23 protein-coding genes are annotated in these 24,314 nt (G+C 37.6%); 18 read left to right on the forward strand and 5 right to left on the reverse strand.

Annotation, left to right across the window (positions count from 1 at the left end):
• Positions 1-10: 10 nt before the first annotated feature.
• Positions 11-1,240, reverse strand: a complete 1,230-nt coding sequence (locus J1905_RS10205; RefSeq protein WP_214227170.1) for an enolase C-terminal domain-like protein — start codon at positions 1,238-1,240, stop codon at positions 11-13.
• A 151-nt stretch (positions 1,241-1,391) separates the two neighbouring features.
• Here J1905_RS10205 and J1905_RS10210 point away from each other — a divergent pair, with 151 nt between their 5' ends.
• From J1905_RS10210 to J1905_RS10265, 12 genes are all read left to right on the forward strand, one after another.
• Positions 1,392-1,937, forward strand: a complete 546-nt coding sequence (locus J1905_RS10210) for a sigma-70 family RNA polymerase sigma factor (protein WP_173089761.1) — start codon at positions 1,392-1,394, stop codon at positions 1,935-1,937.
• 121 nt (positions 1,938-2,058) lie between these two features.
• On the forward strand, positions 2,059-2,700 hold the full coding sequence (locus J1905_RS10215; RefSeq protein ID WP_214227171.1) for a hypothetical protein: 642 nt from the start codon (positions 2,059-2,061) through the stop codon (positions 2,698-2,700).
• An 18-nt stretch (positions 2,701-2,718) separates the two neighbouring features.
• A complete protein-coding gene (locus tag J1905_RS10220; RefSeq protein WP_214227172.1) occupies positions 2,719-3,966 on the forward strand; it encodes a DUF4374 domain-containing protein in 1,248 nt (415 codons plus the stop codon).
• A gap of 90 nt (positions 3,967-4,056) precedes the next feature.
• On the forward strand, positions 4,057-6,447 hold the full coding sequence (locus tag J1905_RS10225; RefSeq protein WP_214227173.1) for a TonB-dependent receptor: 2,391 nt from the start codon (positions 4,057-4,059) through the stop codon (positions 6,445-6,447).
• 32 nt (positions 6,448-6,479) lie between these two features.
• The gene (locus J1905_RS10230) at positions 6,480-7,691 is read left to right on the forward strand and encodes a DUF4374 domain-containing protein (protein ID WP_214227174.1); all 1,212 of its coding nucleotides are present in this window, start codon (positions 6,480-6,482) and stop codon (positions 7,689-7,691) included.
• A gap of 83 nt (positions 7,692-7,774) precedes the next feature.
• Positions 7,775-8,902: a PepSY-associated TM helix domain-containing protein gene (locus J1905_RS10235; protein ID WP_214227175.1), complete on the forward strand. Its 1,128-nt coding sequence runs from the start codon at positions 7,775-7,777 to the stop codon at positions 8,900-8,902.
• A 9-nt stretch (positions 8,903-8,911) separates the two neighbouring features.
• Entirely contained in the window at positions 8,912-11,401 is a 2,490-nt protein-coding gene (locus tag J1905_RS10240) for a TonB-dependent receptor (RefSeq protein WP_214227176.1), read from the forward strand.
• Positions 11,402-11,474: 73 nt separating this feature from the next.
• Positions 11,475-11,681: a YtxH domain-containing protein gene (locus tag J1905_RS10245; RefSeq protein ID WP_214227177.1), complete on the forward strand. Its 207-nt coding sequence runs from the start codon at positions 11,475-11,477 to the stop codon at positions 11,679-11,681.
• Between the two features lie 10 nt (positions 11,682-11,691).
• Complete coding sequence (locus J1905_RS10250; RefSeq protein WP_214227178.1) at positions 11,692-13,089, forward strand: MBL fold metallo-hydrolase RNA specificity domain-containing protein; 1,398 nt, start codon at positions 11,692-11,694, stop codon at positions 13,087-13,089.
• Between the two features lie 27 nt (positions 13,090-13,116).
• Positions 13,117-13,806 (forward strand): class I SAM-dependent methyltransferase, encoded by a 690-nt coding sequence (locus J1905_RS10255; protein ID WP_214227179.1) that lies wholly within the window; start codon positions 13,117-13,119, stop codon positions 13,804-13,806.
• Positions 13,807-13,812: 6 nt separating this feature from the next.
• A complete protein-coding gene (locus J1905_RS10260) occupies positions 13,813-14,370 on the forward strand; it encodes a YeeE/YedE family protein (protein ID WP_214227180.1) in 558 nt (185 codons plus the stop codon).
• Between the two features lie 10 nt (positions 14,371-14,380).
• Positions 14,381-14,797, forward strand: coding sequence for a DUF6691 family protein (locus J1905_RS10265; RefSeq protein ID WP_214227181.1), 417 nt, complete (start codon positions 14,381-14,383; stop codon positions 14,795-14,797).
• 1 nt (position 14,798) lies between these two features.
• On the opposite strand, the gene pepT is transcribed toward J1905_RS10265, so the two are convergent.
• Positions 14,799-16,052 carry a peptidase T gene (gene pepT, locus J1905_RS10270; protein WP_214227434.1) on the reverse strand — a complete coding sequence of 418 codons (1,254 nt, stop codon included), beginning with the start codon at positions 16,050-16,052 and terminating at the stop codon, positions 14,799-14,801.
• 67 nt (positions 16,053-16,119) lie between these two features.
• Between pepT and J1905_RS10275 the strand changes: the two genes are divergently transcribed.
• The 3 genes from J1905_RS10275 to J1905_RS10285 are packed head-to-tail and all read left to right on the forward strand — an operon-like array spanning position 16,120 to position 19,154.
• On the forward strand, positions 16,120-16,767 hold the full coding sequence (locus tag J1905_RS10275; protein ID WP_214227182.1) for a hypothetical protein: 648 nt from the start codon (positions 16,120-16,122) through the stop codon (positions 16,765-16,767).
• A 27-nt stretch (positions 16,768-16,794) separates the two neighbouring features.
• Positions 16,795-18,534: a M14 family metallopeptidase gene (locus tag J1905_RS10280; RefSeq protein WP_214227183.1), complete on the forward strand. Its 1,740-nt coding sequence runs from the start codon at positions 16,795-16,797 to the stop codon at positions 18,532-18,534.
• Positions 18,535-18,536: 2 nt separating this feature from the next.
• Positions 18,537-19,154: a rhomboid family intramembrane serine protease gene (locus tag J1905_RS10285; RefSeq protein WP_214227184.1), complete on the forward strand. Its 618-nt coding sequence runs from the start codon at positions 18,537-18,539 to the stop codon at positions 19,152-19,154.
• On the opposite strand, the gene J1905_RS10290 is transcribed toward J1905_RS10285, so the two are convergent.
• On the reverse strand, positions 19,151-20,119 hold the full coding sequence (locus tag J1905_RS10290; protein WP_214227185.1) for a hypothetical protein: 969 nt from the start codon (positions 20,117-20,119) through the stop codon (positions 19,151-19,153). The genes J1905_RS10285 and J1905_RS10290 overlap by 4 nt on opposite strands.
• A gap of 88 nt (positions 20,120-20,207) precedes the next feature.
• Between J1905_RS10290 and J1905_RS10295 the strand changes: the two genes are divergently transcribed.
• Positions 20,208-21,245 (forward strand): dipeptide epimerase, encoded by a 1,038-nt coding sequence (locus J1905_RS10295; protein WP_214227186.1) that lies wholly within the window; start codon positions 20,208-20,210, stop codon positions 21,243-21,245.
• Here J1905_RS10295 and J1905_RS10300 read toward each other — a convergent pair.
• A complete protein-coding gene (locus tag J1905_RS10300) occupies positions 21,232-21,420 on the reverse strand; it encodes a DUF6358 family protein (RefSeq protein ID WP_108204747.1) in 189 nt (62 codons plus the stop codon). The two genes, J1905_RS10295 and J1905_RS10300, sit on opposite strands and share 14 nt — an antisense overlap.
• 3 nt (positions 21,421-21,423) lie before the next feature.
• Positions 21,424-21,741 (reverse strand): rhodanese-like domain-containing protein, encoded by a 318-nt coding sequence (locus J1905_RS10305; protein ID WP_173090139.1) that lies wholly within the window; start codon positions 21,739-21,741, stop codon positions 21,424-21,426.
• Positions 21,742-21,908: 167 nt separating this feature from the next.
• Between J1905_RS10305 and J1905_RS10310 the strand changes: the two genes are divergently transcribed.
• Together J1905_RS10310 and J1905_RS10315 are read left to right on the forward strand one after the other, a co-directional pair.
• The gene (locus J1905_RS10310; RefSeq protein ID WP_214227187.1) at positions 21,909-22,994 is read left to right on the forward strand and encodes a DUF4407 domain-containing protein; all 1,086 of its coding nucleotides are present in this window, start codon (positions 21,909-21,911) and stop codon (positions 22,992-22,994) included.
• A gap of 5 nt (positions 22,995-22,999) precedes the next feature.
• Positions 23,000-24,313 (forward strand): M20/M25/M40 family metallo-hydrolase, encoded by a 1,314-nt coding sequence (locus tag J1905_RS10315; RefSeq protein ID WP_214227188.1) that lies wholly within the window; start codon positions 23,000-23,002, stop codon positions 24,311-24,313.
• The last annotated feature ends 1 nt before the right edge of the window (position 24,314 follow it).

Genomic DNA, 24,314 nt, shown 5'->3' on the forward strand with positions numbered 1-24,314 from the left:
TGTTTCATGTTTAATTTAAAGGTTTCAAATCGCAGCTACTGCCAGGCTCCATAGGTGTTTTATAAACACCTCCTTCTATAATTACCGGATGTACAAAGTGTTTTTGCAAATGAGGAATGTGTTCCAAAAATAAAGCCTCATGCCCCATTGAAATATGATTAAATAATACCAAATGCTGATGAAGCTGCCCCATATCACCCACATGCGGCACCACAGGCACTCCATATTTACGACAAAGTAAACTTATAGTGATAAACTCACTTACCCCACCAACCCTTACTGCATCAACCTGCATAAAACCTGCAGATCCGGTTTGCAAATAATTCTTAAAGATAATCCGGTTTGGCACATGCTCTCCCAATGCAAGTTTGGTTGGAGCTATAGCATCGGCTAATGTTTTATGCGCAAGTATATCGTCTGGGTGAGTTGGCTCTTCTATCCAATAAGGATTCATACCCTGCAACTCTTTACATATTTTTAAAGCCTGAGGTAATGTCCATTGCTGATTTGCATCCAGCATCACTTTTACATCGTCTCCTGCTACTTCACGCACAATGTGCGATCTGCGAATATCTCTTTGCGGATCTGTACTTCCAACCTTTAGCTTCATAGCAGTAAAGCCTTCAGCAATGGCTTTTTTACAGTTTTCACGAACCTTCTCGTCCGAGTAATTGAACCAGCCGATGGAAGTATCATATCCAGGATAACCTTGAGTAATAATTTGCTTACGCCCTTCTTTTCCTACTTGATTATCCGTTAGTAATTGCAAAGCCTGACTACCAGTAAGCTCATCTTCTAAGTAAGATAAATCTAGCGTATTAACAATCTCTTGAGGCGACAAGTCACTTAACAATTTCCAAAGAGGCACTCCTCTCTTTTTAGCCCAAAGATCATAGCAGGCATTAGTAACCGAAGCAAGAGCCAAATGCACTATGCCTTTATGCGGTCCAAGCCACCTAAACTGTTGCTCATTGGACAGTCGATTAAATACACTTCCAAAATCAGACATTAATTCTTCAATATCTTTTCCTTTAAGCTGCTCTGCGTAAAACTGCGCAGCTTTACAAACAAGATCATTCCCCTCACCAAGAGTAAATGCAAAACCTGTTCCTACCAAACCGCTGTCATCAACCAGATTGGTTACTGCATAAGAATATATGGGGTCACGATGAATGGCATCACTGCCTGCCCCCTTAGCTAACGGAAACCTTGCATCCTGTATATTTATACTTTTAATCATAAATCTAAATTAGCGTCTTAACTGCCTTCAAACAATGCATTATACTTCTGTTTTAATGAATTATTCTATTACTTGAAATAATTTTCAATTCAACTGTTTATAACAAGTCTAAATAAGTTATATTTGACCCGACTCATTAAACGCTAGGGCATTGTCAGAAAAAACAAATACAGATTACGGTAAAAATCCACTTCGGATTGACGAACAAGCGTTCGAAACCATATACAATTTGTATTGGGAAAAAGTCTATGCAGTTTGTTACAATAATATCCGGGAAATAGAACCCGCCAAGGAGATGGTGCAGGACATCTTTAAATCACTCTGGGAACGCCGCGATGAGCTTGAACTCGAAAAAGTAAGCAACTACCTAATTAGATCTGCTAAATTTAAAACATTCGAATACATCAGAAATAAAGTGAGCAGACAAAAGCATGTAACTATCAAAATGCAATACTCCTGCTCGTCAAGCAACTGTACTGAAGAGGATGTTTTATTTAACAACCTTAAAGAAAAGGTGAACATCCTGGTTGACACCTTGCCCTGCCAATGCAAAAGAGTTTATAAGATGAGTCGTGAGCAAGGACTTAGCAATAAAGAAATTGCCTCTGCTCTTCTAATAACTGAGCGTGCAGTTGAATACCATATTACCAAAGCAATGAGCGTACTTAAAATTAAGCTTGCTCCCTATAACAATTAATTCTCAACAAGACTTACGGGAATTACAGGGTTATGCTACTTACATTTAAAGCGGTAATTTTATATAAGTTTATATTACTTTTACCAAAAAGACCTATAGTTTAGGTAACTGTAAAGCCATTATGAATATCAATCAAGAGCTCATAGAGAGATACCATAGAGATGAGTGCACCAAAGAGGAGCGCACAGCAGTAGAAGATTGGCTGTTTGCAGATGATTTTGCAGAGGAGCTTGACCTTCCTATTGGCGAGAACAAGGCTGAACACAAAGCCTCTATATGGAATGAAATAGCACCTCCGGCAACTAAAGAGCGTATGACTAAAAATCATTCATTTTCATTCTGGAAAGGTGCTATTGCTGCCTCACTTGTTTTCGGACTACTTGGTATTGGCTTTTATCAGTTCGCATTAAAAACAAAGAATGATTCGCCTCAATTTGTATCCGTTGATAACACTTCAGCAATAAACGTTAAACACCTTGATGCGAATGGTTATAATATTTCCGTTGGGCCAAATACGTTTGCAAAAATAAATTACGCAACAGGCACCGTCGATCTTTCAGGAAGCATGTTAATATCTCCCAAGAAAGATGTTGAACTTAGGTTCAAAGGAAGTAAGGAAAAAATATCTTTAAAAATGGGGCAGACTTATATTATTCTTAACGGAAAAACCGATGAGGATAAGATCATTGTGGTTAGCGAAAGGAACCTGATGGACTTGCCTCCTGTATTACAAAAACAAATTACAAATCAGTTCAGCATTTAATCCAACCCCAAATCCTCCTTGCAAGAACAAAAAATATATCAGTCTGCTAAAAAGGCAATTCTCTTATTAGCCTCCCTAATCATTTCATTCTGTTATTATTCATGCTCTCAAAAACCAGACAACAGCAATGCCCTGGTCAACAAGAAATATAGCATGTATATTCTCGGAAAAGATGGCAAAGAGTATATTATTGAAACTAACTCCTTAGATAGCGGAAAAATATTACCTGAAAAACAAGGAGCTATTTTGGATGCAAAAGCAATGGACAGAGACATCATTGTTAAAAATGGCAGCTATTATCATTTAAATAGAAAGAAGGCTACATTGTCTAAATACAATCTTCAGAATGATTCACTAAATGCCATTGCATCTATCCCGCTAAAAGACTTTTCAATAGAAAATTATTTCTGGGTAGGTACAGATTCTCTGTTACTTACAGGATTAGATATTAATGGTTTTAAGCAAGCAAAGTATGTTGTAATAGAAACCAAAAAGATGAAGTTAATTTCATCCGGGAACCTCGCTATTCCTCAACCCTCAGGAAAGTTCACTTCTATGTCAATTGGCTTTGTCGAATTGCGTAAAAACCATCTCTTCCTGGGCTATACATATCACCAGCAGCTAAGCTCTTCTAATTACACGACTAGTGACACTACTTACATTGCCGAGCTGCGTTATCCTCAAATGAATCTTTTAAAGGTTGACAAGGACACCCGATCAACCTATCCGGGAGGCATAAACACAGTGCAGTCTTATTCCTTCAATGATGAGCATAACAATTATTATTTCATGTCATGCCCGGGAATAGCACTTGGCAATCGCCCTGATTTACCTACTGGAATATTTAGAATCAAAGCAGGAGAAGAGAGTCTGGACAAGGACTACTTCATTAACATATCTTCATCATTAATAAATAACCATGCTTATGGCATGTGGTATCTTGGGAACAACAAGGCCATTATCCGAAGTGAAAGAAAGGATCTTTTTAAAGGCCTTAGTGATCATTACAGTACTGCTCATTTTGAATTTTATCTAGTTGATCTGGCCGCAGCAAAAGTTCTTAAAAAACTAAACCTTCCGCTCGATAAAGGAACAAGAAGAGAATGTGTTATTGTAAAAGACAATGTAGCTTACATTGCCGTAAACTCAAGTACTCAGGGTAACTTTATATGGATCTACAATATCCAAACAGGCAGTTTAAAAAAAGGCCTTGAACTGGCCGGCAACACCGATTTTATTATGCGCATCGATAATCTGAATCCTTAGGATTAAATTATTTTAATATTTTTTGTTTTCCACCTTCGGGAAACTTGTGCTTATGCTACTTACAGTATAAATACACAATATTAAAATAGAATGCAATTTCATAAAATCCTCTTTTCATTTATAATTAGCAGTTTCGCTCTTAACTCTTTTGCACAAAACTCAATAGTTGTTTCTGGAAATGTTAAAGATAGCACCGAGGTTATCTCTGGGGCATCTATACTATTAAAAGGAACAAAAACCGGAACACTAACAAATGCAAGTGGCTATTTTGAACTAACGGATATTAATCCTGGGTCATACACAATAATTGTATCCTACTTAGGTTACATAGCCCAATCAAAACAAATCTCAGTAAAAGAAAACCAAAAGCTTTCCATTGACTTTTTCTTAAAAAAAGATCTCCACCAACTTGGAAATGTGGATGTATTTGGAAAAACAAAATCACAGGAATTAAAAGAGTCTGGATTCTCAGTAAATACTATTGACACCAGAAAACTAGCAAATACCACCGCAGATCTTAATCAAATCTTAAATAGAAGCACGGGAGTAAAAATCAGGGAACAGGGAGGATTAGGTTCCGGTTTTAAATTCTCCTTAAATGGACTTTCAGGCAAACAAGTCCGCTTCTTTTTAGACGGCATTCCAATGGAAAATTTTGGGGGTTCTCTATCTCTAAATAATATCCCCGTTAATCTTGCCGAAAGGATTGATATCTACAAAGGGGTAGTTCCGGTAGAGCTTGGCGCTGACGCGCTTGGTGGGGCAGTAAACATCATTACAGATCAGCACACTAAAAAATTCCTGGATGCAAGTTACAGCTATGGCTCTTTTAATACAAGCCGAGCGGCCTTAAATAGTCGATTTACCGATCAGAAAACGGGCATAATCTTTAACGTAAGTGGCTTTCACAACTACTCGGATAACGACTATATGATGCGCAACAATCCTAAATATGATGCCCCGATCAAGGTAAACGAGAACAACCAAGTTGTAGAAAGAGATGCCAGACGCTTTCATGATGCCTATCGGTCAACGATGGGGCAATTCGATGCTGGGTTAACAAACAAATCATGGGCAGATCAAATTACGCTAGGCCTTGTATATTCTTCCTTATATAAGGAAATACAAACCGGCGCCAGTCAAAATAAAGTTTTTGGAGGTGTTAACAACCGAGAAAATTTCCTGATGCCAAGCATTAAATACAAGAAAACTAACTTTCTATTAAAGGGCTTGACAATGAATACTACTGCTTCTGTTTCAATCAATAAGTCTCAGGTTACCGATACAGCCAACAACATCTATGGTTGGGGCGGGAAAGGACGTGAAGACCTAATTGCAGGGGAACTAAATGGTGTAAAATCCATTTTTCATTACAGAAATAATGCGGCAAGCATAAGAACAAACTTTAATTACATTATTGATGCTAATCAAAGTATTAATTTGAACTATGCATTTAATCATTTTGGTCGTACGGGTAGAGAAGAGCTAGGTAAGGTACAAAGCAACACCTTTGATATCCCTAATACTATAGCTAAAAATATTATAGGGTTAGCTTACCAGGTGAATCTTCTTGATGATCGACTGTTGACTTCCGTGTTCACCAAGTATTACGCATTCAGCTCTTTTGTGAGAGACGCAGTTTATTACAGTGCAGAAAACAGCTGGGTAAAGAACGACACTCGTTCCAGTAAGGATTATTTCGGTTATGGGATGGCAACAAGATTTAAATTCACTCCCCATGCAGGTGTAAAAGTTTCATATGAACATGCTTATAGACTCCAGGAATCCGAAGAACTTTTTGGTAACGGAATTGATGTTTCTTCAAACATCGATTTAAGACCAGAACAAAGTGACAATATAAATGCAGGTCTATATTACGATCAAATTTTTAACAAGCACCACTTTGCTATTGAAGCAAGTTACTTTTTCAGAAATGCAAAGGACTTTATCTACTTCATTCCTACCGGTGGTATTTACTCTTATTACGATAATATTGGCAAAGCGAAAATTAATGGTGTTGAAGCCGAGGTTCGTTACTCCTATAACCAACTATTAGAAGCCTCATTAAATGCGAGTTATCAAACTGCAAAAAACAATCAACAATATGAGCCTGGAACAACGATTCCAGACCAGACTTTTGGAGATAGGATACCAAATCAACCATGGTTATATGGCAATGCCAATGTAGGAATAGGAAAAAATGATTTATTCCAAAAAGGTACCAGGATACAGTTTAACTGGTCTACCCAATATGTTCATTGGTTTTACCTTAACTGGGAAAGTCGTGGCAGTAAAGAATCTAAAAATAAGATTCCGCAGCAACTTGTTCACAACGCAGCCTTATCTTACTCTTTCAATAAAGGAAAATACAACATATCCGCAGAGTGTATGAACCTTACAGATGAGTTAACCTACGATAATTTCAGGCTTCAAAAACCTGGAAGATCATTCTTCATGAAACTTAGATACTTCATTAAATAACTCAAAGAAAATAAAAGTTTAAAATCAATATTATGTCGACACTATTAAAAAAATCAACGGCTGTACTATGCCTGGCCGCATTAGTAGCAGGATTTAGCTCTTGTAAAAAAGATGACAAAAAACCATCCACTGAAGAACCTACAACAGAAAGCACTTACAGCTTAAGAGTAACATCCGGAACTCCTGCTGCAACTTACATTTTACAAACAGGTTCTATAGCATCAGGAACAATAAACACTGCAGGAAATGGTGTAGAAACGAAATTAACAACCTTAACCACAAAGAATGGTTATTACTACGGTATTGATAATGATTCTGGTAACCTCGTTAAATATACTTCGAACAATAAAACGAATACCCTCATTAAGGAAATTCCATTCACCCAAATCAGTTGGGCATATTACTCAAGTTTCTACAAATGGAAAGATGATAAAACTTTGGTATTGTTCAGCAGTAACTCTGCTATTCAATTTGAATATGCAATTCTGAATGTTGAAACCATGACAATTACATCCAGTGGAAAAATCAATGTACCTGGATTAAAGGCTAATCATTATTTCTGGGGCTATAACGCAGCCTTTATTGGTGAAAAATTCTACCTAACCTATACACAAAACAGGAACAGTGATGATATCTCTGAAGAAATAACCTATCTGGCAACTATGGATTATCCTGCAATGAACAACATTACAGTTACTCAGGACTCTCGCTTTACCTTACCTCAACACTATACAATGAATATGGCTGCCTCATTTACAGAAAATGGAATAGCTTACTTCTTAGCCTCTCCAAACATCTGGACATCGGCGAACAAAAATGCGCCATTCGGAATTTACAGAGTAAAGGGTGGTGCTACTAAGATAGATCCTGATTACTTCTACGAGCTAACAGATAGAAACAAAGAAGAAGCGCTTGGCTTATTTTATATTGGAAATGGGAAAGCAATTACCAAAATCCTTGACAAAACACAGATCACAGGTTCTGCATCATATGGTAGTGCCTACATGACTGATTATTATGTTATTGATGTTGCAAATCAAACTAAAACAAAAATCAACATTCCAAAAAGCCTTAGCGGATCTTTCTCAGAAAACGTGCTTGTAGAAAACGGAATTGTATCTATTGCTGCTAATACTGTTGATGGTTTCTATATCTATCAATACAACGTAAACACAGCCACTGTAACTCGTGGCGCTAAATTAGAAGGTGTTAGTGGATTAACCCGTCTTGAGAAAATAAAATAATATCTACTTTATACTCCCGGACCTATTAAACCTGGGAGTATAAAGTCATTTTAACAATTAAAACCCAAACTCTGGCTTAATAAATGACTTTCAAAAAAATCAATGCATGGTTTCATTTATGGTTGGGACTGGCTTCTGGAATTATAGTAGTTATCCTAAGTATTACAGGCTGCGTACTGGTATTTAAACAGGAAATTAAGAGCCTGAGCTCGCCCTGGTTTCATGTTAAAAAATCAACCGACAACGATAAGTTCCTACCTCCTTCTGTACTTTACAAGTCCGTTCAAAAGAGGCTGCCTAACAAACAGCCAGAGTCAATTTGGTACTATGGAGAAAATCGTACCGCACAAATCACTGTACATGAATCAGACTCTATTGTATATGTAAATCCATATACTTCAGAGGTGATTGCGATGGTTGATCATGAAGATAATTTTCATTTTTTTGAGGAGGGTCATTTTAACCTTTGGCTACCCGAAAAAATAGGGCATCAGGTAGTTGGTTGGGGAACATTTATTTTCTTTTTATTACTTATAAGTGGCCTTATTTTATGGTGGCCCAAAAAATGGAATAAAAAAACACGCGAGCAGAGTTTTAAAATAAAATGGCGTGCAAAATTTAAACGGGTAAATTACGACCTACACAATGTGCTCGGTTTTTATTCAATCATTGTAGCAATTATAATGGCATTTACCGCACTGATGATGAGCTTCACGTGGTTTAACAAAAGTGTGTATTGGATGACAGGAGGAGAAAACAAACCTCGCATACAGGCATTATCTGATACAAGCAGCAATCCTCAGTCAAATATGCTTGCTCAGGTCGATAAGGCATGGTATAAAGGTATAAACGAAATTGCGGAGTTTAACCGTCATGATATCCTGATGCATTTTCCAGAGAAAGCATCAGATCCGATTTACGTTTGTACAGATATGTACAAGGGGACATGGCGAGATGTTTATCTGGATCAACATACACTTGAAGAATTACCTGCCTCAAATAAAAAATTAAGGGATGAGGATCTTGCATCATGGATTAGGCGCTCTAATTACGGTTTGCATGTAGGCCTATTTGCGGGACTTCCGACCAAAATCATTTACTTTCTTGCCAGTCTCATATGTGCGAGTTTACCTATTACCGGATTCTATGTTTGGTGGGGTAAAAAGAAAAAAGCAGCTAGAAAAACAAAACTACTCACACTACCTTCTTAAACATATTCTATGAAAACATGCCACAATAAAGCAAGCCTAAAGCTTGCTCCAGGAACCCTATTACCCATTATTTTGTTGATATTTTTTGTCACTTTTCAAACGCTTTGCTATGCACAAACGAATGGCAATATATCAGGAAAGATAGTTGATCCTGGGGGTGCCCCAATAGAATATATTTCTGTGGGTCTCCTTTATGAAGATGGCAAAATGTTAAAGGGAGCACTGAGTGATTCAACAGGAAAATTCTCGTTTTCGGCTATCCCTGATGGAAAATACCTTGTAAAGATTAGCGGGGTAAGCTATCATCCACTTACTACCGAAATACTTGTAATATCCATAGAAAACCGAAAACTTGACCTCGGCCTTTTAAAATTGAAGGAAGATAGCAAGCTACTAAATGCCGTAGTCATTTCTGCACAGAAAAAGCTAATAGAGCAGACTATAGATAAGACCATAATTAACGTAGAAAACAGCATCTTGTCTGAAGGTAATACCGCATTAGAACTCCTTGAAAAAGCTCCCGGCGTTAAAGTTGGTGAAGACGGGCAGATTTCATTAAAAGGGCGTTCCGGCGTACTGGTTATGATTAACGGAAAATCCACCTACCTCTCACCAAAGGAGTTAAGTACACTACTAAAAGGAACCAATTCCTCTTCTATTTCAAAAATAGAAATTATGAATAACCCATCTGCAAAATACGATGCTGCCGGAAATGGAGGCATCATCAATATACAGATGAAGAAAAACATGAAAACAGGTTTAAATGGATCGGTATCCTTAAACGGTGGGGCAAGTAGAAATGCGCGCTATGGCAGCGCATTAGGTTTAAACTACCGAAACAACAAAGTAAATATTTATGGAAGCTATGATTATGGCTATCGTGGTGAAACAGAATATCTGGATTTTGTAAGACGTTTTTATGATAATAGCAATATTACGGGTACCCCAAGCCGAACTTCATATCAGGATACAGAAACCGATGAACCATTACACACAAATAACTTCAGAGTTGGTCTTGATTATGACCTGGACACCTCCAATACAATCGGATTCCTTATAAATGGAAATGTTGGAAAATATACACACGACAGCAAAACAGGCAATAAACTAATTGCAGCTGATGGAACAATGATTAGCCATATGGCTACAACAAACTACGATCAACAGAACTGGAAAAACTTAACCTATAATGCAAATTACCTTCATAAATTCAAAAAGGAAGGAAGAACATTCTCTGCCGATGCAGATTTTGCAAGTAACAGTTTTACTTCAAGACTAAATCTAAAAACAACGACCCTACAGTCCGCCGATGGACAAGCCGGAGCAACAACAAGCAGACGAGGATATGTGCCTGCAATAACGGATGTTTATTTAGCTAAAGTAGATTACACAGATCCCCTAAGCAAAACTATAAAATTAGAAAGCGGACTAAAAAGCAGTGTTATTCATTCTGACAACAACCTCCGTTATGATATTTTAAACAATGGCAATTGGGAGTATGATAACAATGGAAGTAACCATTTCAAATATAAAGAACAGATACACGCAGGTTACATCAACATTCATAAAGATTTTAAAGGTTTTAGTATACAAGCAGGTTTAAGAGGAGAATACACTAAAACTCAAGGTCACCAAATAACTACAGATTCATTATTAACCCGCAGCTACTTCCAACTGTTTCCAAGTATTTTCATTAATAAACCCATTGGGGCCAATCACCAAATTCAAGCTGCGTACAGCAGAAGAATAGAAAGGCCAGATTATGGTGACCTCAATCCTTTCAGAGTCTTTAGAGATCCTTTACTTTTCTATCAGGGTAATCCATTCTTAAAACCAGAACTGATCAATACATTTCAGTTGAGTCATAACTTTAAGGGAAAATATACTACCGCAATAAACTTCAATCAAACTACCGATGTGATTACCTGGCTAAGCGGTCAAATAGATTCATTAAATACCACTTTTGAATCTCCTCAAAACTTAAGCAGGTTAATTAACTACGGCATTAGCTTCACTGCATCTACTACATTTTTCAATTGGTGGAATGGAACACATTTCGCCAACGTTTTCCGTAACGAGTATAAAGGGAACGTGCAAAACAATACGTTCAACAACAATACAACAAGCTTTAGCTTCAACTCTCAAAACTCATTTAAAGCGGGCAAGGGGTATACAATGGAGTTAAGTGGCTTTTATTACTCTGGTTCAGTTTATGGCATATCAACCTACAAAGGGAGTTACGCAATATCAACAGGTGTACAAAAGACAATATTACAAGACAAAGGAAACATTAAGCTAATGGTAAATGATATTTTCCAATCTGACAGGTATAGAGAACAAACAAAATACCAGAATATAGATATGTATACCAACAAAAGACCTGATAGTCGCCGTGTAATGCTATCAATTTCTTATCGATTTGGCAATCAAAACCAAGACAATAAAGAAAGAAGAACTGGAAGTGAAGATATTCAGAACAGAGTTAAAGGCGGCGGATAAGTCAAGAAAAAATGTTAAAACAACAGAACCATTCTGCTTTATTTTTGTTTAACTTTCATAAAACAACATCATTATGAAGAAAGAAACTAAAATAATTGCAGGTATATTGGCAGGGGTAGCTCTTGGCACGGCAATAGCAATAATCCTATCATCAGACAAAGAAGGCGAAATGAAGGGCAAAGTAACAGATTGGTTCTGCGATTTATTAGATTCTTCTAAAGACAAAATAGCAGATGTTTCAGATAAAGTAAAAGATACCATTGCAAAAGTAAGAGCATAATATATACTTAATGAAGATTGCTTTTCATGGTGCAGCGCGTGCTGTAACTGGTAGTAAACACCTTATTACCCTTAACAACAATATTCAAATTTTACTAGATTGCGGCCTTTTCCAAGGCATGGGGGATATCACTGAAGGCCTAAATGAAAGCTTTGGGTTTGATCCTGCAAAGGTTACTTACATGATTTTATCTCATGCACATATTGACCATTGTGGATTGTTACCAAAATTGGTTTCTGAAGGCTTTAGCGGCCCTATATATTGTACTCCTGCAACCAGAGATCTAGCTAGAATTTTATTATTGGATTCAGCAAAAATACAAATGCAGGATGCTGAATATGCAAATAAGAAAATTAAACGGGTAGAAGATCAGGAAATGCCTCTGTATACCGACAAAGATGTTAACCAAACACTTAGTCAGTTTAAAACCGTTCCTTATGGCCAGGATTTTTCCATTGACCCTAATATAAGCCTCCGCTTTACAGATGCCGGGCACATTGTTGGTAGTGCAGCTGTTCACCTTAAAATAACTGAGGATGGAAAAGTAACTCACGTTACATTTAGCGGGGATGTTGGCCGATATGGCGATTTGCTTTTAAAAAGTCCACAAACATTCCCTCAGGCAGATTATATCATCATGGAATCTACCTATGGCGACTCCCTGCATGCAGATTTGGAGCCCATAGAGAATATGTTATTGCAGATTATTAAGAACACTTGTGAGGTTAAGAAAGGGAAAGTGATTATCCCGGCTTTTAGTGTAGGTCGTACTCAGGAACTACTTTATGCATTAAATGGTCTTGAATTGAAAAACCAATTGCCAGATATTCGTTATTATGTAGACAGCCCTCTTTCTCTTGAGGCAACTCAGGTATTAAAAAATCATCCTGAGGTATATAACAATGGTGTTAAAGAAGTTTTCAAAGTAGATCATGACATATTTGATTTCAAAGGCTTAAAATTTATAGAAAGCGTTGAGGAATCAAAATCCTTAAACAGTGATGATCGCCCTTGTGTAATAATATCATCGTCAGGAATGGCTGAAGGTGGAAGGGTGAGACACCATATTAGAAATAACATCAGTGATCGGAAAAACACCATTTTAATGGTGGGCTATGCAACTTCGAATTCTTTGGCCGGTAGATTAATTGCCGGACAAAAACGAGTTTGGCTATTTGGCCAGGAATATGATGTGCATGCTGAAATCCGCTCGATAAAATCAATGAGTGCACATGGTGATTATGAGGATCTGCTACAATTTCTATCAGTACAAGACCCCACAAAAGTTAAGCAACTATTCCTTGTCCATGGAGAGTATGAGGTGCAGCAAAAATTTACGCAACGTATAATTAACAATGGTTTTAAAAATGTAAACATTCCCGAATATCATCAGGTGTTTCAATTATAACTAACAAAGGTTTTTATCTTTGCCTTCATGGATGTTTTCGGTGAAGCTTTAAAAGACCAATTTACAAAACCACCTGCTGAAACCTTATGGGTACATAATTCTTATGATGAACCTGAAGAAATGCCGGTTGATGTTTACTTCAGAGGTGAGGATGAAATGCCAGAGTTAGAGCTTAAAGCTTTAGAGCTGTGCAATGGAAAAGTACTTGATGTTGGTGCCGGTGTAGGTAGTCATGCGCTCATTTTACAAAAGCGCGGACTAAATGTTACCGGCATGGATATTTCTGCACCTGCCGTTACCATTATGAAACAACGTGGCTTAAAACAAGCCATCGAGGGAAACATACTTACTTACAAAGAAGACACCTACGATACACTGCTGTTTATGATGAATGGCATTGGACTAACCGGATCAATAGCAGGACTGAAAGCTTTTTTGAAACATGTTAAGAGCCTGATAAACCCTGGAGGACAATTGGTGTTCGACAGTTCGGATTTATCCTATCTATACCAGGAAATTTCTTTCCCGCTTAACGGCTATTACGGAGAAGTGAGTTTTAGGTATGAATACAAAAGCATTAAAGGCAATTGGTTTAAATGGGTTTATGTAGATCAGAAAACCCTCAAAGATATTGCTCAGCAATCTGGTTGGGATGCCGAAATAATTTTTGAAGACGATCACGATCAATATTTAGCACGGTTAACATTAAGCAAATAAACAGTTATGCTTGAACTTATTAAACAACCCTGGCCTTGGTATACATCGGGCCTGGCCATCAGTTTTATTATGGTAATTCTGATCTTTTTTGGCAAATCCTTTGGCTTTTCATCAAACCTGCGAACCATGTGCAGTATGCTGGGGGCAGGTAAATGGGTAAGCTTCTTTAATTTCGACTGGAAGGCACAACGATGGAATTTACTTTTTCTTATTGGATCTGTAATTGGCGGATTTATCTCAGCTAATTGGCTTCAATCAGAGGCTCCATTAAATTTATCGCAAGCTACTATTGATGACCTCCAAAAACTTAACATACCGTTTGACGGGAACATTGTCCCTTCCGCATTGTTTAACTGGGATTTTGTGGCTACAGGAAAAGGGTTGTTGATTTTTCTTGGAGGAGGTTTCTTAATTGGATTTGGAACCCGCTATGCAGGAGGCTGTACATCTGGCCATGCAATCAGTGGTTTATCAAACCTACAAGTCCCTTCACTCATTGCGGTGATCGGCTTTTTTATAGGCGGACTGGCGATGACTCACTTAATTTTCCCATTAATCTTTTAATCAGTAACTCATGATGAAATCAGTTAAATATATTCTTGCCGGCATACTGTTTGGCATTATTATGAGTAAATCAGAAGCCATATCCTGGTATCGTATTCAGGAAATGTTCAGGTTTCAATCGTTCCACATGTTTGGTATTATTGGTACTGCTGTAATTACAGGAGTAATTGCGGTTTGGTTAATGAAAAAAATGAAATCTCGCGATGTTGAAGGAAACCCAATTTCATTTACAGATAAACAAAAAGCATGGCGCAGATATTTATTTGGCGGCACCATATTTGGATTGGGATGGGCACTTACAGGCGCTTGTCCGGGACCAGTTTTTGTACTGCTCGGACAAGGCTACCTGGTTATGATAGTGGTAATAAGTGGGTCGCTGTTGGGTACATTTGTTTACGGCTTATTAAAAAACCGCTTACCTCATTAGCCTAAGCTTTTTCTTCCCAAATGGAAGCAATATTAACGATGGTTTGAACCGCTTTTTCCATGTCCTGTACCGATGCCCATTCTTGCTTGCCATGAAACGCATGCTCACCTGCAAAAATATTAGGGCAAGGTAAGCCCATAAATGAAAGGCGAGAACCATCAGTACCTCCTCTAATACTTTGTTGTTTAGGCACAATTCCGGCTCTTCTAATCGCTTCAACCCCGTATTCAATTACCTGTGGGTATTGATCTAATACCTGCTTCATATTACGGTACTGCTCTGTTATTTTCAACTCATAAGTAGAGTTTGGAAAATCTTCGATAATATTCTGAACCGTTGCATCCAATAATTCGCCATAGGAGCTCAGTTGCTCATCATTAAAAGCACGAAGAATAAAACGAGCTTCAGCTTGCTCAACACTACCTCCAATAGTTACCGGATGGATAAACCCTTCTTTAAGCTCTGTTGATTCAGGAGAAAGACAATCTACCGGCAGTGCACTAATTACGTCCGATAAAATCTTTATTGCGCTTTCCATTTTTCCCTTTGCAAAACCAGGATGTGTGCTTACACCCTTTATTGTCAATACAGCTCCATCAGCAGAAAATGTCTCATCCTCTATTGAGCCTAAGGTTTCGCCATCAATTGTATACCCAAAATCAGCACCAAGCTTTTTCAAGTCTGCTTTATCTACTCCGCGTCCAATCTCTTCATCAGGAGTAAATAGAATTCTGATTTTTCCGTGCTTAATTTCAGGATGCTCAATTAAAAAAGAAGCCGCTTCCATGATTTCCGCAAGTCCCGCTTTATTATCCGCACCAAGAAGTGTTGTTCCGCTTGCGGTAATAATATCATTTCCTACCTGGTCCTTTAAATCCGGATGTTCTGTCATTTTTAAGATGATAGATTTATCATCAGGAAGTACCAAATCTTCTCCTTGATAATTAACATGAATAATAGGTTTTACATCCTTTCCACTACAATCAGGAGAAGTATCCATATGTGAACAGAAACAAATTACAGGAACCTCTTTTTCTGTGGTAGAAGGTATAGTTGCATACACATAGCCAAATTCATCAAGATGTGCATCTGTAATCCCCATTTCTAAAAGTTCTGCAACAAGCACCTTTCCAAGGTCCTTTTGCTTAGCTGTGGACGGAGTGGTCTCAGATAACGGATCTGATTGAGTATCAATTTGAACGTACTTTGTGAACCTACCTTGAAGTGTTTTGTTATTATTTTGATATTTTAGCATATTCATTTAGAAAGAACAAAGTTATATATAAGATTATTAAATAGGTTCGAAACTTAAAGAAGAAACTTTGAAAACAACAGTTATCTCATTCCTGGCCCTTTTACTTTGTTTAACCGCCTCAGCGCAATCTAATTTTTACAAACTTAGCCTTGGGGGTGGTGCCGGACTTACGCAATCATTTACTAACTACGAAAAGAGTAACTTCGGAAAGTCCCTTTATGGTGTTGGTGAATTTTTTTTCACACCTTTTGTTAGTCTCGGGGGTGAAGGTCAGATTGGCCGGATTAAAGGTGAGACTCGTAATGTTAACCTTAAACCCACTCAATTTGTTAACTCATACAAATCATTTACAATTAATAGTAAGCTATATTTAGGGGCATTAATTGATTATAAAAGAAATGGCTTTTCTAATACCATAAAAGGCCTTTATTTTGGCGCGGGATTAGGTGGTATATTAAACAATGTTAGTGGTGCCGAACAGCCTAAAACCAAAGACCTCATTATTCCACTTAATCTTGGCTACACCTATTATTTCCCAAACAGATCGGGATATTACAGATATGGAATTAACGCAAACTATCAAAACACCATTAGCCTTGATGGAGGAATAGATGGGAAGGAAACAACTTCTCATACAGATATATACTCCTATTTTTCTGTGGGGATCAGGTACCAGTTTGGCCTAATGGGGCTTTCCAGAAAAACACTATATTAAGCATACCTTCGTCTACATCAATCATAAATGAAGTGCTACCTCATCATCTTACTTTTATTAATAGCAATGGACACATCAGCACAGTTAACGCCATATGAGTTAAGCGGTAAAAAGGAAACCGCAACTTATTATGAAGCCATTAAACATTATGAACTTTTAGATAAAACATATGAACAGGCAAAGCTGCTAACTTACGGCAATACCGATTTTGGCAAACCCTTAAACTTGTTAGTTCTATCAAAAGATAAAATATTTGATCCCATTGCAGTAAAAAAAGGCAATAAGCGCATTTTACTAATAAACAATGGCATACACCCGGGAGAGCCAGAGGGTATAGACGCCAGCATGATGCTTGCCAGAGACTTACTAAAAGGCAATTTATTACCTAAGGACGTAGTAATCTGTATTATTCCGGTTTATAACATTGATGGCAGTTTTAATAGAACAGGAACTTCGAGGGCAAACCAAAATGGCCCTGTGGCGTATGGCTTTAGAGGAAACAGCAAAAATTACGACCTCAACAGAGATTTCATAAAAACAGACTCAAAGAACGCTCATTCTTTTCAGGAAATCTTTAACATATGGCAGCCGGAGATATTTGTAGATACACACACCAGTAATGGTGCCGACTATCAATATGTAATGACCCTTATCCCTACTCATAAGGACAAGCTAAACCCTATCCTATCCAGCTATATGACCAAAACCATGTTGCCATCTCTATATACTGAGATGAAAAAAGTTGGGTACGAAATGATTCCTTATGTAAATTCCGTTGAGGAAACACCCGATGAAGGGATTACAGGCTTTTTAGAATCAGCAAGGTATTCTACTGGTTACACAACCCTGCACAATACAATTGGCTTTATGCCCGAAACTCATATGCTGAAAGATTATGATAAAAGAGTTGATGCAACATATAAGCTTCTTCAAATCTATATCGACATAGTAGTTCGTGATGCAAAAGTAATTGGAGAGAATAAACAAAGGGCAGATAAAGAGACCACAAATCAAGTTGAGTTTCCAATAGAATGGAGCCTCAATAAAAATCTAGCTGATGATTTGGAGTTCAAAGGATATGCAGCAAAGCAAAAACCAAGTGAAGTAAGCGGACTAGATCGTTTATATTACGACAGAAATGAGCCATACACTAAGACCATAAAGTATTGGAATACCTATCAGCCTTCAATTACCATTACAAAGCCTGTTGCTTATATCATTCCAAAAGCCTGGGACAAAATAATTGATCTGTTAAAGCTTAACAATGTAAAAGTACAACAACTGCAAAAGGATACTCAAATTGATGTCGAATCATATTACATCACTGATTACAAAACAGTAAGCACCCCATTTGAGGGACATTACCTACATTCTTCTGTAAAAGTCAGCCCTGTAAAACAAGCGTTGCAATTTTATGAAGGTGATTACGTAGTTTATACAAACCAATCTGTTAACAGATATATTATAGAAACACTTGAGCCCCAAGCTATGGATTCCTTTTTCAATTGGAATTTCTTTGATGCAATACTTGGGATGAAAGAACACTTCAGTGCTTATGTTTTCGAAGATACTGCGGCCGAACTATTAAAGAAAAATCCAGAGCTAAAGAAAAAACTTGATGCTCAAAAGACAAAAGACAGCAGTTTAAGTAAAAATGCTGAGGCACAGCTTGACTTTATCTATAAAAATTCTGATTATTACGAACAAACGCACTCCCGATACCCCGTAGCCCGTCTATTAAACGACACAAAATTAATCCTTAAATAACAATGGAATACCTTCAGCATACACCAGTAGCCTCAATAATCTTTGTCTTCACAATTATTACGAGTATATACGCCTTTAACGACCCAAATTTGTTTGGCAAATTCATGCTACATCCGTATAGTGTGTCGCGTAGATTTAAAGTTTATACACTGATAACAAGCGGATTGATTCACGCAGATTGGATGCACTTAATTTTTAACATGATGACTTTCTTTTTCTTTGCTTTTCAACTTGAGGCAATGATAGGGTCATGGCAGTTTGGTGTGGTCTATTTTATGGGCTTAATCTTAAGTGATATCCCATCAGTAATAAAGCATAAAAACGACATGTGGTATAACAGTTTAGGCGCTTCAGGAGCAATAAGCGCAGTATTATTCAGCTACATTCTATTTCAGCCCTTTACTTCCATGATGATATTCCCTCTACCAATTCCAATTTGGGCTATAATATTTGGACCACTATACCTGGTATATTGTGTATACGCATCCAGACATTCACGAGATCACATTAACCATGATGCTCACTTTTTTGGGGCCCTTGCCGGCTTAATTGTCACTGTACTAATTGTTCCGGGAACAATTCCTCATTTCTTAAGCCAGATAATCGCAAAAATCGGCTAGGTAGTAGCCGGTAAACTAGATGGAGTAAAATAACTGATTGGATTTGTTGGGTCCTTAATGATTTCAAAAAGCGTATGGTCCCATGGTTTCCAGAAATCCTGTAACACCTGAGCATATGTTTTATGCTGCCAGTGATCAAAAAGAGCTTTATTCAAAGTGCCTCTCAATGGCATTGCGTCAATGTAAATTGACCCTTCAACAGGTAATATCGCATATTCCGGCAGCCTGTTGAACAAATAAGCCGAATAGAAGAATCTTGCACAAAGCTCTTCAAACTGCTGTGGTGAAAGTGCTGAATCACCAATTTGATCTAACAACTCCTGATGGTATTTTTTATTTGTCCCATTATCCTGCAGGCAGGCAATGACACCGAAGTCCTTTAATTTCAAAGAGAAGGTCATTGTGTTGATCTCATCCCTAAAACTAAAAGCCGTGTCCTGCTTTTCCAATGGGACAACAATTATTGACCACGGGTTAAAATCTTCAAACACGACATCAGTATAAATACCCTGGATCATTGTATGTAGATTTCCAAACTTATGCATTAACCCTTGCGACATGTTTACTCCATCAGCACTTAATTGCTGCTGACGAACAGCTGCGTTCATTTCTACATAAATAAGGCTGAACATGAATTTACCAATCCATCTGAACAGCTCAACCTCTTCAAGCTTAGAAACTTCTTCATAGCCTTTTGAAAAAGCATTAGAAATCTTCCCCTCTAAAGGCTCAATAAAATTAGTGAGCACCTCAGTACTGCATGGTACTTTTAAGCTATTGTATGAGCGAATACTTTCATCAAGCAATTTAATCTGCTCCTCTCCGCTAAAGTTGGCCACTTTTAAAAGCCATTCAGGCAAAATACCGATCTCTGTTATTGGCGCAGAAAATGTATCTCCACTAAGAAAGCAGTTTTTATACTTAAAATCGAAGTTTTTAAACGGTTGATATATTGTGCTATTCATACTAGGCGCAATATTAGGTATATTATTTTTACATTAGCGGCAGCACCCATTTTTTTAACTTTGATATTACTTAAAGCTTTTTTAGCTCATGCAGGTAAACGCCAAACCATATCAACTGGAATTAAAACATCCATTTTCTATTGCCAAATTCACCAGAACAAGTACCCCTCTTATGCTGATAAAGCTTACCTATGAAGGGGTTGATGGGTATGGCGAAGCATCAATGGTTCCCTACATGGGCGAAAACATAGAAAGTGCCGCAGCTTTTTTAAACAAGATAGATTGGAAAAGATTCACCTACCCTTTTAATTTCAACGAAGCAATAGCATACCTTGATGAGATTGAAAGCGGCCACCCTGCTATAAAAGCAGCGATAGACATTGCTTTGAACGACATAAGCGGCAAGATTTTAAACAAGCCATGTTATGAAATTTATGGTGCCAATCCGCTAAAAATGCCTGTAACCTCTTTTACTATAGGCATTGATAGCCTTGAAGTCATAAAGAAAAAGGTAGCCGATGCCAAAGGATTTAAGGTGCTAAAAATAAAACTCGGCAGAGACAACGACAAAGAACTTATCGATGCGATAAGAAGCGTAAGTAATTTGCCTTTATATATTGATGCCAATCAGGGCTGGAAAGACAAAGCTCAGGCTATTGACATGATTTATTGGTTACACGATAAGGGGGCATTGCTGATAGAACAGCCAATGGATAAAACCAACCTGGATGGAAATGCCTGGCTAACCGGCAGGAGTCCAATTCCTATTATAGCTGACGAAGCAGTGCAGCGCCTATCGAGTATCAACGCACTAAAAGGTGCATATCATGGCATTAATGTAAAGCTGATGAAAAGTGCGGGCATGTATGAGGCGCACCAAATGATCCTAAAAGCACGTTCATTTGGAATGAAAATCCTGATTGGTTGTATGAGCGAAACTTCGTGTGCAACACAAGCCGGAATTGCATTAGCTCCTTTGTGTGACTGGGCAGATTTGGATGGTCCATCATTAACCACAAACAATCCATTTAAATCGCCAGAAATGGTAGATGGCAAATACTTATTAAAATACCTTCCGGGTCTTGGCCTGGAAGGTATTCCTAATGATCTTTTTACTTGTTCTTAAGCGTACTACGCATCTCTTTTACGAGTTGAAGCTTTTGATATAGAAAGAACCCTGCAGTAACCACAAAAAGTGCTACGATTGGGTATTTTCCATTATTAAAAGCCCAAAATATTCCATACCCCGACAAGATAACTCCCAGGTTGTAAAAAACATTTAAAGCTACTTTCTTAAACATACCTTAGTAAACTTGCATATCAGGATCAAAAGCTTCCTGCCAAGCCAGAATGCCTCCTTTAAGATTATACAAATTGGTTAAACCAAGCTGTTGTTCCAACTGCATTACAGCCATAGCGCTTCTTTTACCACTTCTGCACTGCATAATTACCGGTTTATCGGTAGCAATTTTATCCGCTTCAATTAAAATACCACCCAAAGGGATATTCTCTCCGTTAAGGTTTGATGTTTCGTATTCAAATGGCTCTCTAACATCGATCAACTGAAAATCTTCTTTATTATCAATCTTTGCTTTAAGCTCCTCAACTGTTATTTCCTTAATCATATCATTTTGATTTTTTCAAACTTAGATAAAGTTACGCAAGTATCCACAAGAGTAAAAGGAAACATTACAAAAAAGTGAATAATGGCATTTTAGAGTCTTCACTGTAACAACTAGGTATGTCGGGCGTTTAATAGTAAGTCTTTGCTAACTTTGGTCTTAACATCATGAATTCAGTATCACGTTTCTTTTGGTTCTGCTCAGGAGTACACATTTCTACACTTGAAAAACACCCTACAGAACATAATAAATACATTGGCATCGGTGCCACCATCTTCTTTACCGGATTGTTTGCGGCTCTTTCAGGTGGCTATGCTATGTATTTCGTTTTCAAAGGCGATTCTACGGCGCTTCCATTTGCTTTTCTTTTCGGATTAATATGGGGTCTTGCAATTTTTAACATGGATCGTTACATCGTCTCCAGCATTAATAAAAGTGCTTCTACTAGCAAACAGTTATTACAAGCAACCCCACGTATCTTACTTGCTATCATGATCGGGATTGTTATCTCTCGTCCGCTTGAATTAAAAATATTCGACAAGGAGATTAAGGAACGCTTAAAGGTTACTTATTTAAACAATCAGCGCTCAAAAATTGATACCCTTAATGCGGCTTTTGGCAATAAATACAAAATTGAGCTTGCTAAACTTAAAGATGTGAAAGCTCAGCGAGATTCTATGGAAAGTAGAATAAAGGTTGACAGACAAAAACTAAATTTCGAAATCTTCGGAAACAAAACAACTGAAACTTCAGGGATTATGGGCTATGGCCCATATGCTAAAAGAAAGGAAGCAGAACTGAAGCAACGGGAACAAAACTTAGACACCTTATCAGCAGGGGTACGAAAACTGGAGGATTTTGTAGATGGTAGAAAACAGTTTGATGGCTTAATGAGTGAAAAATTATATACCAGCAAACAACTTGATAGTTTAACCAGCATTGCCGGTTTTGCCGACAGGAACTCTGCCTTAGGTCAGTTAAGCATTAAACCGGATGGTAAAAAAGATGTAAATACTTCACTCGCAGTAACGTTTATTGGCTTGTTATTTATTTTCTTTGAATGCTTACCTGTTTTTGTTAAATTGATGAGCAGCAGAGGACCATATGACAGATCTGTAGAAAATATAGAAACTGCCCAGATGTATGAATCTGATAAAGACAAAGACTATGAAATAACTGTTATCGATGGCGTTCACGACACACGTGTTTCAACGGAGATAAACAGAAGAAAAAACGCATTGAATTCTAATTAACATATATGAGAAAGGCCCTATACTTCTTTTTTGTGCTTCTAATTGCACAACAGGTGAACGCACAAGACATCAATAAAATAATCACAAAAGATTACGTCGACAGACTGATCAAAACCCTAAGCAGCGACGATATGCAGGGCAGAGGAACTTTTACTCCCGGTATTGATAAGGCCGCAACTTTTATTGAATCGGAGTTTAAAAACATTGGTTTAAAGCCTCTTGAAGGACAAACAGGTTATCGTCAATCCTTTTTTAAATATCAACTAAAGCCTGAGGCTACATCCGTTTCAATTGATGGTACCCCTATTGATCCAACAAACATAATGGTGTTTGGTAACACCTCAGAGAACTTATCTTTTGACAATACAAACAGTGATGGATGGATAAAACTTGACCCATCTAAACCTTTCATGGATCAGTTCAGACCAATCAGCAGAAGTGGGAAGAAACAGCTGATATTAGTTGATGCAAAATTTGCGGATGCCTTTAATAGAATTAAAGGATATCTCGAGAAAGGCAGCATATTGGACGAAAAAGATTTAAACGCAAAAGCCACCGCTCTTGTTTTTGTACTCGACAAGGATACAGTTGCGAACAATTTCAAAGTAGAGCTTAAAAACTCCTTTGCAAAAATGCCTTTGTTCAATGTTGCAGGCATGATTCCTGGTAAATCAAAAGCAAAAGAATTAGTGATATTTTCAGGTCATTATGATCATCTAGGCATTATCAAAGCTGATGGACAAGATAGTATTGCAAATGGGGCTGATGATGATGCATCAGGTACAACAGCTATGATCGCTTTGGCAAAGTACTACAAGAAATTAAACAACAATGAACGTACTTTAATATTTGTTGCTTTTACAGCAGAAGAGATTGGAGGATTTGGCGCCAGACATTTTTCAGAAAAACTAAATCCTGACGATGTTGTAGCCATGTTTAATATAGAAATGATTGGTAAGGAAAGTAAGTTTGGTAAAAATACTGCCTTTATAACCGGTTATGATAAATCGGATTTCGGACAGATTTTACAGAAAAACCTTAAAGGAACGGAGTTCACTTTTCATCCGGATCCATATCCACAGCAAAACCTATTCTATAGAAGTGACAATGCAACTTTGGCCGCACTTGGCGTTCCGGCTCACACCATTAGTACTGATCAAATAGATATTGATAAGTTTTATCACACTGTAAAAGACGAATACAGCACATTAGATTCAGAGAATATACTGGCAACCATACAAGGGATTGCTAAGAGTGCAATAAGTATTGTAAAAGGTATTGATACACCAACAAGAATCCCTAAACTGGAAAACAACTAAA

Source organism: Pedobacter sp. B4-66 (genome assembly GCF_018492665.1).
GTDB lineage: Bacteria > Bacteroidota > Bacteroidia > Sphingobacteriales > Sphingobacteriaceae > Pedobacter.